Annotated in this window: 8 protein-coding genes; 6 read left to right on the top strand and 2 right to left on the bottom strand. The window is 62.1% G+C overall.

What is annotated here, in order from left to right:
* Positions 1-633 precede the first annotated feature (633 nt).
* Together ABR948_RS23580 and ABR948_RS23575 are read left to right on the top strand one after the other, a co-directional pair.
* Positions 634-1,632, top strand: coding sequence for a glycosyltransferase family 2 protein (locus ABR948_RS23580; protein WP_428122713.1), 999 nt, complete (start codon positions 634-636; stop codon positions 1,630-1,632).
* 4 nt (positions 1,633-1,636) lie between these two features.
* A complete protein-coding gene (locus tag ABR948_RS23575; protein WP_428122711.1) occupies positions 1,637-2,320 on the top strand; it encodes a class I SAM-dependent methyltransferase in 684 nt (227 codons plus the stop codon).
* 23 nt (positions 2,321-2,343) lie between these two features.
* Here ABR948_RS23575 and ABR948_RS23570 read toward each other — a convergent pair whose 3' ends face one another.
* Positions 2,344-3,804, bottom strand: a complete 1,461-nt coding sequence (locus tag ABR948_RS23570; protein WP_428122709.1) for a hypothetical protein — start codon at positions 3,802-3,804, stop codon at positions 2,344-2,346.
* 177 nt (positions 3,805-3,981) lie between these two features.
* Here ABR948_RS23570 and ABR948_RS23565 point away from each other — a divergent pair, with 177 nt between their 5' ends.
* Positions 3,982-4,977 carry a phosphatase PAP2 family protein gene (locus ABR948_RS23565; RefSeq protein WP_428122707.1) on the top strand — a complete coding sequence of 332 codons (996 nt, stop codon included), beginning with the start codon at positions 3,982-3,984 and terminating at the stop codon, positions 4,975-4,977.
* 88 nt (positions 4,978-5,065) lie between these two features.
* Here the strand turns inward: ABR948_RS23565 and ABR948_RS23560 are convergent, their stop codons facing one another.
* A complete protein-coding gene (locus tag ABR948_RS23560) occupies positions 5,066-5,230 on the bottom strand; it encodes a Flp family type IVb pilin (RefSeq protein WP_428122704.1) in 165 nt (54 codons plus the stop codon).
* 407 nt (positions 5,231-5,637) lie between these two features.
* Between ABR948_RS23560 and ABR948_RS23555 the strand changes: the two genes are divergently transcribed.
* The 3 genes from ABR948_RS23555 to ABR948_RS23545 all read left to right on the top strand — a co-directional run bounded on the left by ABR948_RS23555 (position 5,638) and on the right by ABR948_RS23545 (position 9,886).
* The gene (locus tag ABR948_RS23555) at positions 5,638-7,122 is read left to right on the top strand and encodes a hypothetical protein (RefSeq protein ID WP_428122702.1); all 1,485 of its coding nucleotides are present in this window, start codon (positions 5,638-5,640) and stop codon (positions 7,120-7,122) included.
* Positions 7,123-8,052: 930 nt separating this feature from the next.
* Positions 8,053-9,021 (top strand): Bug family tripartite tricarboxylate transporter substrate binding protein, encoded by a 969-nt coding sequence (locus tag ABR948_RS23550; protein ID WP_428122700.1) that lies wholly within the window; start codon positions 8,053-8,055, stop codon positions 9,019-9,021.
* A 67-nt stretch (positions 9,022-9,088) separates the two neighbouring features.
* Positions 9,089-9,886: a class II aldolase/adducin family protein gene (locus tag ABR948_RS23545; protein ID WP_428122698.1), complete on the top strand. Its 798-nt coding sequence runs from the start codon at positions 9,089-9,091 to the stop codon at positions 9,884-9,886.
* Positions 9,887-10,553: the final 667 nt, after the last annotated feature.

The raw sequence follows: 10,553 nt of genomic DNA, 5'->3' as shown, positions 1-10,553 counted from the left end.
ACCGCAAATCATCGGCTAATTCCGGCCGTCCTGTTCCGGCAAGAGGGGCGGTCGCGCGTCGTCACGAACGCGGGATGGGATGTGGTGGACGCGAGAACGTCGGCGCGCAGTCGCGGTCGCAGGGCGAGTGAGCCCCGTGATTGGCGGGCGCGCAGGACGAACGACGCTTGAGCGTACGGCAAAACCGTGTGGTCCTGACGCCCCGACGCTGGCGTCAAGTTTCGCGGAGTGATCTGCGGAGCGACGGTGACAACAAAGCCCGGTCACCGGGGAGAGCGCGGCATAAGCCGTAAAGCCATCACGCAGGGGATGCCGGGTGCCTCCGCTGAGCCTGTATGCTCGTGCGCGCACCCCACCCTTCTTTGCGCACGAGACCGCGGGTGCAGCGCGCACCCGGCATTCCCTGCGCCCTCCCATTCGAGGGTGAACCCTTTGCAAAACTCGGGCGCGTCGCGCCGCGAGACCGTGAAGTCATGGCCTTGTCCTCGCTCCCATTGACGCTGTCTAGCCGGCAACCGGAGAAAACCTCCCGAAAATGATCCAAAACCAAGCCATCCCAAGGGGTCGCGGCAAGGCCGCCTTAACCACCGGTGGTCTAGGATTCCGCCTATTCAACGCGGTGGAACCTCAGACATGGCGACCGATTCCGAGCCGATCAGCTACAGCATCGTGATCCCGGTGTTCAACGAGGAAGCCGTGCTGCCGGTGCTGCTGCGCCGGCTCGACCTTTTGCTCGCCCGGCTTCACGGGCCGGCGGAGGCGATTTTCGTTGACGACGGCAGCCGCGATTCCAGCCCGGTCGTGCTGCAGGCGCTGGCCAAGCGCGACCCGCGCTTCCGCTATATCGGCCTGTCGCGTAATTTCGGCCACCAGGTCGCGATCACCGCCGGCATGGATGCCGCGCAGGGCCAGGCCATCATCGTGATGGACGCCGACCTGCAGGACCCACCCGAGATCGTCGAACAGCTGATCGCCAAATGGGAGGAAGGCTACGACGTCGTCTATGCGCGCCGTCTGTCGCGCAGCGGCGACAGCCGGTTCAAGCGCGCCACCGCCCATCTGTTCTATCGGATGCTCGGCAGCATGTCCTCGGTCGGCATTCCGGCCGACGTCGGCGACTTCCGCCTGATCGACCGCAAGGTGCTCGACGCGCTGCGCCAGATGCCGGAGCGGGACCGCTTCGTGCGCGGCATGGTCGCCTGGCTCGGCTTCCGGCAGGCCGAAGTGACGTTCCATCGCCTCGAGCGCGCCGCCGGCGAAACCAAATATCCGCTGTTCAAGATGGTGCGGCTCGCCACCAACGCGGCGCTCGGCTTTTCCGACGCGCCGTTGCGGCTGGCGATCTGGTGCGGGCTCGCGGTGTCGGGCCTGGCGCTGCTCTACGGCGGCTGGGTGCTGATGTTATGGATGACCAACGACAGCCATCTGATCGCCGGCTGGTCCTCGACCATCGTCATCGTGTCGCTATTGTGCGGCATGAACATGCTGATGACCGGCATCGTCGGACTGTATGTCGGCCGCATCCATTCCGAGGTGAAGCGCCGCCCGCTCTATGTGGTGCAGAAGCGGGTCGGGTTCGAGCGCGACCAGGCGGCGCCGGCGCAGCCCGCGATCCACGCCGTCCACGAATAAGCGCATGACCGAACTGTTCGACAGCTACCGCAGCAACTACCGCGACGTGGTGCAGTCCTCGATCGACTTCTCCGGCCTGCCGCACAGTTTCTTCATGCGCGCCAAGGCCGACCTGCTGCGCGACTTGATCGCGCGGCGGCTGGGCGCGGAAAAGCCCGCGATGCTCGATGTCGGCTGCGGCGTCGGCAGCTTTCATCCTTTGCTGCGCGGCATGGTCGGCCGCCTCAGCGGCATCGACGTTTCCTCGGCCAGCATCGCGCAGGCGCGCGCCGACAATCCCGACGTCGACTACCGCGCCTTCGACGGCAACAGCTTTCCGTTCGACGATTCCGGCTTCGATCTGGTGACCGCGATCTGCGTGCTGCACCACGTCGCGCCCGCGCAATGGGCGCATTTCATCAGCGAAATGCGGCGCGTGGTGCGGCCCGGGGGACTGATCTGCGTCATCGAGCACAATCCGCTCAATCCGCTGACCCGCCTTGCGGTTTCGCGCTGCGAATTCGACCGCGACGCGGTGTTGCTCGGCGCCGGCAGAGCGCGGCAATTGATGGCGGCCGGCGGCCTGCGCGAGATCGGCGCGCGCTATTTCCTGCTGTTGCCCTGGGAGGCGAAGCCCGCGCGCCGTATTGAAGACGCTTTAGGCAATTTGCCGCTCGGCGCGCAATACGCCGCTTTCGGCACCGCCTGAGCTATTGCTGAGCTATTGCCGAGCTATTGCTTCGACGCGGCCCGCCGCTTGTGCACCACGGCCACGTCGTCGCTGTAGACGCGCTGCCAGTCCGGCAGGCGGTCGAGCAGCGCTATCGCCGGCGTATCCGGCGCCAGCAGCGTCGCGCCGAACTTGTACTGCTCGAGCAGCTTGAGAAAATCGGGCAGGTCGGCCAGCGACAGATCGCGATTGTAGCGCGCGATGAATGGGCCGCCATACAATTCGCCGCGGCCGTCGATGAACGTGGGAATCCCCGCGAAGATCAGATAGCCGCCGAACGAATAATCGTTGAGCACGGGTCCAGCCGTGGCGAGATCGGCATGGGCCACGGCCGCCGCCGGCGTGTTCTGCGGCGCCGGGCGCACGTCGCGCGCCAGCGCCAGCCCGGTCGCCACGATCATCACGCCCAACGCCGTCAGGTTAAAGGCGGTCAGGTTCACGCCGCGCGCCGGGCCGGCCGCATCATCCCCGGCCCGCGCCCCGAATTGCCGCGCCAGCGGCGCCGCCAGATAGAGCGGCGCCAGCACGGCCAACAGATCCGCGTTGCGCATCTGCGCCAGCGCAAAATGCATCAGGCCGAGCAGCACCAGCGCCCGCACCACCGGCAGCGTCACCCCGCGCGACAGCGCGAAGATGCCCGCCAGCAGCAGCAATTCGAAGGTACCGAAATGGCCAAAATCCTGCGGCCGCCATTCGGTGATCCAACGCAGCGCATCGCCGAGGCCGAGCGTGGTGAGCGGTATCAGCAGCGGCTCCGGCCCGTATGGCGTCAGGCAGCACGCGGCAACGCCCAAGACCGTGAACGGCAGCCAGCGCAACAGCACGCGCGGCCATTCGCTGCGCTTGCCGTCCAGCAACGCCTCAAGCACGGCCGGCCCAATCAGCCCGAGCGCCAGCACCACGCTGCCGTGCAGATTGGCCCACAGCACCAGCAACGGCAGCGCCCAATAGGGCGGCGGCGCATGGCGGTCCATGCCGCGCACCAGCGCCGTCGCCCAGGCCACCATGACCGGCAGCGTCAGCATATGCGGCCGCGCCAGCAGATGCGGTGCCAACAGGGCTACCGCGGCCATGACCATCAGCAGCGCCGGTGTCGGCGAAAGCTCGCGCAACAGGAAGCGGGTCATGAGAGCGACCGCGAACGCGGTCGCGGCCGCCGCCAGCGCCACCACGCCGGCCCAGCCGGAGAGCGCATACGCTGCCGCGTAGATGACTTCCGACAGCCATTCGAAAGCGATCCAGGGCGCGCCGTACATCGAAAAGGAAAACGGGTCGCTCGCCGGCACGGCGCCGTGTGCCATGATCCAGCGCCCGACCGCGATATGAGAATAGCTGTCGGGATCGTTGAGCAGCCGCGGCCCGAGCGTCAGCAACAGGACATAGACGCCCGCGCCGACCAGCCAGGGCAGCGCCGCCTGCACCGGAAACGGTCTGGCCCCGCTGCGGATGACCTGGTCGCTCATGGACAGCGATGTAGCCAAATTACGTTAGAATTCGCTTAAGTTCGGCAAGCTCGAAAAATTTGAGATGACCCGTAACCGATCGCTAACCACGATTTTTTCCCTGGCCTTAGGAGATACCGGCAATGATCCCGCATCCGAGGTGTGGCGGACCGCCCATATGCTGGTCTACGGTGCAATATGAGCGGTTGGGACGTCCGCCTGGCCTGGCGAACATTTAACCTGAACTGGATTCCCATCGCAGCCTTGGGCGTCGTGCTGCTGCTCGGGATTGCATGGACGGACTTCTCGCTGGAACCGGTCGCCATTGGCTTCGTCGCCGCGGTCGTGTTTGGTTTGGCCCTGATCGTCTATATTCACGCGTTCGTAAGAGCGGAAGCCGCGGACCCGAAGCTAATTTTCTGGCTTGGGACCACCGCCCAGGTGATCCTGGTCACCGCGATCATCGGGCCTCTCAGCTATATCGCCAACGCGCTGAACTGGCCCCTGCAGGACCAGGCACTGTTGTCGATCGATCGCGCCATGGGCCTGGATCCTGAATCGATCGCAGCTTTCACAAACCATCATCCATGGCTCGCGAAATGCTTTGATACCGGCTACGGATTTATCAAATGGCCATTGCTCGGTGTCCCGGTCATTCTGGCGATGACGTTGCGGTTGGTCAGGCTGCAGCAATTCGTATTGGCGCTCAGCATCGCCCTCGCTCTGACAATCCTCATTTCGGTATTCGTTCCGGCCGTCGGAACGTTCTACGGCCTGAACCTGTCACCATCCGAAAGATTTCCGTTTATCAATTCGTCGTTTTATACAGCGCAGCTGCGCGATATCCTGTCGCTGCGCGACGGATCGTTGCGCCATCTTGAGCTGTTCAATATGGCGGGAATCGTGTCATTTCCGAGCTTCCACGCCGCTTCGGCCGTGCTCTATATGTGGGCGCTGTGGCCGGTCCGGGGCATTAGATCAGCAATGATCGTCATCAATGCGCTGACGATCATAGCGGCACCTGTCATTGGCGCGCATTACGTCATTGACATCATCGGAGGTGTTGCCCTCGCCGCGGGATCCATCCTGCTTGCGAAGCATCTATTTCGAATTCATGCGTCCAGGAATGCGGCGGATGCGGTGGCAAATTCGTCGGATAAAACGATGCCACAACTGGTACTCAGTCAGGGCTGATATCCACGCACTCAACTTTTAGTCGTCCGCAAAATAAGAAAGGCCCTGGTACGCCAGGGCCTTTCGAATTTGCGAGGTGGGAAGTGGCTTACTTCAGGCCGGTCGAGATCGACGTGAACTTGGTGTTGAGCGTGGAGCCGAGGCTGTTCACGGCCGCGATGATCGCGAGCGCAATGCCGGCGGCGATCAGGCCGTATTCGATCGCGGTGGCGCCGGACTCGTCCTTCACGAAACGTGCAATAAGGTTCTTCATTTGGTATCTCCCGAGTGTACACGAGCTGCTGACAAAATTTGGTCTCACCGGCCCCTCAGCGCCGTGACCACGTGTGGAACCTAGGCGCCGCGAATTGAAGCCTAGTTAATTCGATCGCGTAAACTCGGGGGGGTTCCGCCCCGTTTCCGGCGAGGTAAATGCAAGCTTAAAATATAAGGAAATCCGGGACTCCGGTTGATTAAAATACGGTCGACGATAGTGGTTACCACTTTACGAAAATCATCGCGCTCCGTGCTTCGCCTTATGGTGCGACGACGATCCGGCCGATGGCCTGCCGCCGGCGTCCCCACTTAAGGGATCGCGCAAGGTTTCTGCCTTATGAGAGAAGCTTGCGGCCTGGTCTGGTCAAGGCCGGTCCTGTCGCTGCAGTCGCGGGAGACGTTTGAATGCCGGGCATCTTCGACGCACCGATGATTGTGACGCCGCAGAGCCGTCCGTTGGCATCGCGCCGGGTTGCGGCCGGCGGAATCTATCTGTTCCTGATTTCCTTCGCATCGCTGTATTACCTTGCGAACGCGCCGCTGCTGCTTGGCCATTATGATCTGGGATGGCATCTCGCCGCCGGCGACCTGATCCGGGACCAGGGTCATATTCCGTTCCAGGATCCATGGTCGTTCACCGCCGGCGACAGGCAATGGTATAATCTCTCGTGGCTGTGGGACGCGATGGCGAGCGTCATATTTCAGTATACGCATTTCAGCGGTCTGATATTTTTCGTCATCGCATGCGGCGCATTTATCGTCGGATATCTCACATCCCTCTGCCTCGGCCGCGGCGCCTCGACGATCGCGGTTTGCATTTCCGTTCTATCCGCGTGTTTGCTTTATCCCGCCTTCGCGGCGTACCCGAATATTTATCTCGCCGTTTCGCCGAACATTTCGACCATGCTGCTTTCGGTCATTTTCTACGGAGAATGCCTGAAGCGAACGAGGTGGTTTGTTCTGCCTGTCATGATGGTGCTGTGGGCTAATCTGCATGGCGGCTTCTTGCTGGGCTTTCTGATTGTCGGGGTTTTCGGCGGCGCGGCCTTGCTGAAACGGGACTGGAAAAACTTCAAAATCTATGGCTTGGCGGGAATAGGCTGCTTTATCGCGACCTTCATCAATCCTCTCGGCTGGCATATCTATGAAGGCCTGACGACTGTACTCGGCCACTTCTCTCAAGCCTACGTCACCGAATGGCTGCCCTATTCCGAGAATATCGTCATGCCCGGGAGCCTTCCCGGCATCGCCTACATTTTGATATTTATCGCGCTTGAGCTGTTCTGCAGAGCATCCTGTCCGATAGAGGCACGGCTGCTTTCCTGGCTGATGTTGTTGTTGGGACTCTATCAATTCAGATACATGTCCTTCTTCCTGCTGTTCTCGACGGTTCCATTGGCGCTTGATCTTGATCGGCTGCTGCGCAACCGGCTGAATAATTCCAAAGTCCAGAGGTCGCTGCTGGCTGCCGGCATCGCCGCGGCGTGCGCGCTGCCATGGACCTATCTGCGACTGGATCCGGCGCTCGGACTGCCGCAGATGCTCTCGGGGCAGGACGTTCTTTATCTGCAAACGCATCTTCCGCAGGCGCGGCTTCTGAATCACTGGAACTACGGTGGACTTCTGATCTTCCGCACGCGAGGCGCGATACCTGTGTTCGTCGACGGCCGCGCCGCCACCGCCTATCCGGATGCGGTGCTGCGTGACTATTTCAAGCTGGCCGAACTGGAGATCGATGAAACCGCCTGGGACACGGTGCTTGAGAAATACCAGATCGATGCGGTGCTTTGGGTCAAGGCCCATGAAGAGCTGAGGCGGTTTCTGGTCGGGAAGAGAGGCTGGAAAGAGGCCTACGCGGGAGCGTATGCGAGCGTCTACGTCAAGCCGTAAGCTGCACTTGCACAGTGAAGCGCGATGATCGAAAGCCACACTTGCGCATTCTCGCGGCGCGATGCGCCCGAGGTTTGCAGGAACCTTGTCCCTCCGAGAACAGAGGGCGCAGGGAAAGCCGGGTGTCCGATGCACCCGCAGCCCCCTGTGCAAAAAAACGCACAGGGGTAGAAGCCACAGGTTCACCGGATTCATCCGGCTTTCCCCGCGCAATGGTTTTAACGGCTTATTTCGCGCTCTCCCTGATGACCGGGCTTGTTTGCCACCATCGCCAGCGCCGTCTTCTGCGCCAACTTGACACCAGCGTCGGGGTGTCAGGACCACACGACTTCACCGTCCGCGCCCGTCTCCACAAAAGCCACCCGGCGGTCTTGGTACCCGTCCGCCGAAGCTTGTGCGAAGGCGGATCAGCGTCATTCGTCTTTTGACACTGCCGCGTCCACCGCATCCCGCACCCAACGTTCGTGACGACCGCGAAGCGCCCCTCTTATGAGCGCGGGATGGCGTGAGTCTTAAAGGTGTTTCTATCAGCCTGAGAAACGAATTATTTTTTCGGAGAGGACTGGACGTGCGGGCCGGATGCATACAGCAGTTGCTGCGCCTGATTTGCCCGTCGGGCAAAATCAATGTCTTGCGGCACGTTGGTGCCGAAGCATGAAAGGCCGAAACCGTGGGATGATTGAGCAGGTGCGAATTGCACGCTTGTCCGGGATATTTCTCCGGTCGTCTGCCTAAACTTGACAGTACACGGTGTATCCATATGCTGTCGATTAATCGCAGGCGCGACAGCTACGCCCATCCGTGCCGAGAAACTCGCCCCGCTTGGGGGAATCTCGCCGCTTCGGGAGAAGCCGAGTGCGCCCGGCTCCAGCGCATCCGAAGGAAGCGAGGGACGCACATCCGTCGCAAAGGCGGTCAGGGGAGGAGACCATGATGATCGATCGCCGCCGCCTGTCGCTCGGGATCGCCGCCGCGGGTTTCAGCGCCATTGCCCCACCGCTGGCCGCGCAACAGCGCGTCGTTCGCCTCATCGTGCCGGCCGCCCCTGGCGGAGCCATCGACGTGATCGGGCGGCTCTACGCGCAACATTTGTCCGGGCTTCTCGGACAGAGCTGGGTCGTTGAGAACAAGTCCGGAGCGAGCAACACGCTCGGCGCTGCCGAAGTAGCGCGCGCCGCCCCGGACGGATCGACCTTCCTGACCAACGCCGACATCCAGATCATGGCCCGCCACGTCATGCGGAGCGTGTCTTACGACCCGATCGCCGACTTCACACCGATCTCGCGTTTCGCGACTTCGCCGATGCTCCTGATCGGTAATCCACGCGAGACGCCCGATACGCTGGCAAAGCTCATCGACGCGCTCAAGGCGCAACCCGACCGCTTCTCTTTTGCAAATTCCGCGCTGGGCAGCATGGGGCATCTCGCGACAGAGAGTTTCAAACGCAGGATCGATGCCAAGGCGCTCATCGTCAACTATCGCGGAACCGCGCCGGCGATCAACGACGTGCTCGGCGGGCAGGTCGCGCTGATGATCGCGCCGCTCGGCTCCGCCCTCTCCCACGTCAACGCCGGCACGCTGCGCGCGTTCGCCGTCATGAGTCCGCAGCGAACAGCGCTCCTGCCGGACGTGCCGACGATCGACGAGGCGGGGCTGCCGGGCCTCGACTTCATGCTGTGGTACGGGCTCTGGGGTCCGAAGGGGCTGGCCCCGGAAACGGCGGGGCGCGTCAACGCGGCGGTGCAGGCGGCCTCCAGGGAGCCGGCGCTGGTCGAGCGGCTGGTGGCGCTCGGAGCCGAACCGGTGATGGAGGGCGCGGCGAGCTTTGCGCGCTTCGTCGACGAGGAGGTGCAGCGCGCCGCCCGCATCGTCCAGGAAGCCGGGATTCACCCCGAATAGTTCGAGTTGGGGCCGGCGAAGACCCGGCCTGGTGTTGCGCATCTCTTTTCAAGACAGGAAATCGCCCATGTGCCCGCATGACAATCATCCCCGATCCATCGCCGTCGACACGCCCGATACCGCCAGGCCAGGCCCGGCGCCTGGCCCAGGGTTGATTGAGGATCTTGTTGTCGCCAATCATATTCTCTTTGATCAGGGCGTCGTTGATGCCTTCGGACATATCAGTGTTCGCCACGACAAGCGCCCCGATCGATTCCTGCTCGCCCGGAACATGGCGCCAGGCCGTGTGGAGTCAAATGACATCATCGAGTTCACTCTGGACGGCGAGGCGGTCGACGCCGCCGGCCGCAAGGTCTATCTTGAGCGATTTATCCATGGCGAGATCTATCGCAAGCGCCCCGACGTAATGTCGGTCGTGCACAGTCATTCGCACTCCGTGGTGCCCTTAAGCGTTGTCAGGGGTGTGCGGCTGCAGGCCATCTTCCATATGGCCGGCTTTGTCGGACAGGGCGCTCCAGTCTTCGAGATCCGGGAGGCAGGGGGCGATACGACCGACCTCCTCATCAGCAGCAATCATCTCGGTCGCGCGTTAGCCGATCATTTTGTGGGCCACGACATCGTGCTGATGCGTGGTCACGGCTCTACGGTCGTCGGAGGCTCAATTCAACAGGCGGTCTACCGCGCCATCTATGCTGAGCTCAATGCCCGCTATCAGCTCCAGGCCATGCAACTCGGCGGCGAGGTCACCTTCCTGTCGGAAGGCGAGAGTCTTGCCTGCGTGCAGAGCATCGAGGGGCAGGTGCAGCGTCCCTGGGACCTTTGGGTCGAACAGGCCCAGGCGAAACGAACTACGCAGACACGCTAGGCTGCGCTAATGCTGCGCCGGGGCCTGCAGTTCTGTGGCCGCCTGGCAACTAATCTTTTGTTCCTGCTTTGGAACCGCGGATTTTGATTTGCGTTTGGCGCGACGTGGCGTTAGCTCGGCTCACCGGGGCTGGGTACATTTCATATTCATGGATTTTCGAACCCGGCGGGCCGCAGTGCGCAAATGCCTGCGGCTTTTTGCTTCGATTCGCTCAGGCGTTGCTTGCGTCCCTTTTTGCGGGCTCGCAACGTATCTCAATGAGAGACTCCAAAGAAACGGCCCCGGCGCGGGGCGACCGGGACCGTCCTTGGGATGTGCCTCGGGGGAAAAGGCACGACTCAACAAATCGCGAAATTGAAGATCGTTCCGGTCGCGGCGGCGGCTGACCGTCAAACGTGATAGTGCAAGACCAGCAGAGCCGTCGTTAGCACAACCGATGCGGTCAGCGCCGTGATGGCGACGTAAAATATCTTGCTGCCTGATCCACTACGCTCTTTGCGCCAATGCATGAGGGGTCTCCTGAATCCGAATCGAGTTCCAGAAGCCAACGTATCGGTTAGTAGGCGGTTCCACCACGCGGGCGTATCCGGGCTTGAAATGGCGCCACGCCGACGGATAATTCTCTTTATAAGACGCTGGTTACAGGGGTTACACCGATTACAGGTAA

It is taken from the genome of Bradyrhizobium sp. (assembly GCF_050014615.1).
Lineage (GTDB): Bacteria > Pseudomonadota > Alphaproteobacteria > Rhizobiales > Xanthobacteraceae > Bradyrhizobium.
The sequence above is the reverse complement of the archived record's forward strand: the minus strand, read 5'-3'. Positions and strand labels throughout refer to the sequence as shown.

What these genes read in the sequence shown, in the direction of transcription:
- ABR948_RS23555 (WP_428122702.1), top strand. Translation starts at nt 5,638, where the DNA reads ATGCCGGGCATCTTCGACGCACCGATGATTGTGACGCCGCAGAGCCGT.
- ABR948_RS23575 (WP_428122711.1), top strand. Translation starts at nt 1,637, where the DNA reads ATGACCGAACTGTTCGACAGCTACCGCAGCAACTACCGCGACGTGGTG.
- ABR948_RS23580 (WP_428122713.1), top strand. Translation starts at nt 634, where the DNA reads ATGGCGACCGATTCCGAGCCGATCAGCTACAGCATCGTGATCCCGGTG.
- ABR948_RS23560 (WP_428122704.1), bottom strand. Translation starts at nt 5,230, where the DNA reads ATGAAGAACCTTATTGCACGTTTCGTGAAGGACGAGTCCGGCGCCACC.
- ABR948_RS23570 (WP_428122709.1), bottom strand. Translation starts at nt 3,804, where the DNA reads ATGAGCGACCAGGTCATCCGCAGCGGGGCCAGACCGTTTCCGGTGCAG.
- ABR948_RS23550 (WP_428122700.1), top strand. Translation starts at nt 8,053, where the DNA reads ATGATGATCGATCGCCGCCGCCTGTCGCTCGGGATCGCCGCCGCGGGT.
- ABR948_RS23545 (WP_428122698.1), top strand. Translation starts at nt 9,089, where the DNA reads ATGTGCCCGCATGACAATCATCCCCGATCCATCGCCGTCGACACGCCC.
- ABR948_RS23565 (WP_428122707.1), top strand. Translation starts at nt 3,982, where the DNA reads ATGAGCGGTTGGGACGTCCGCCTGGCCTGGCGAACATTTAACCTGAAC.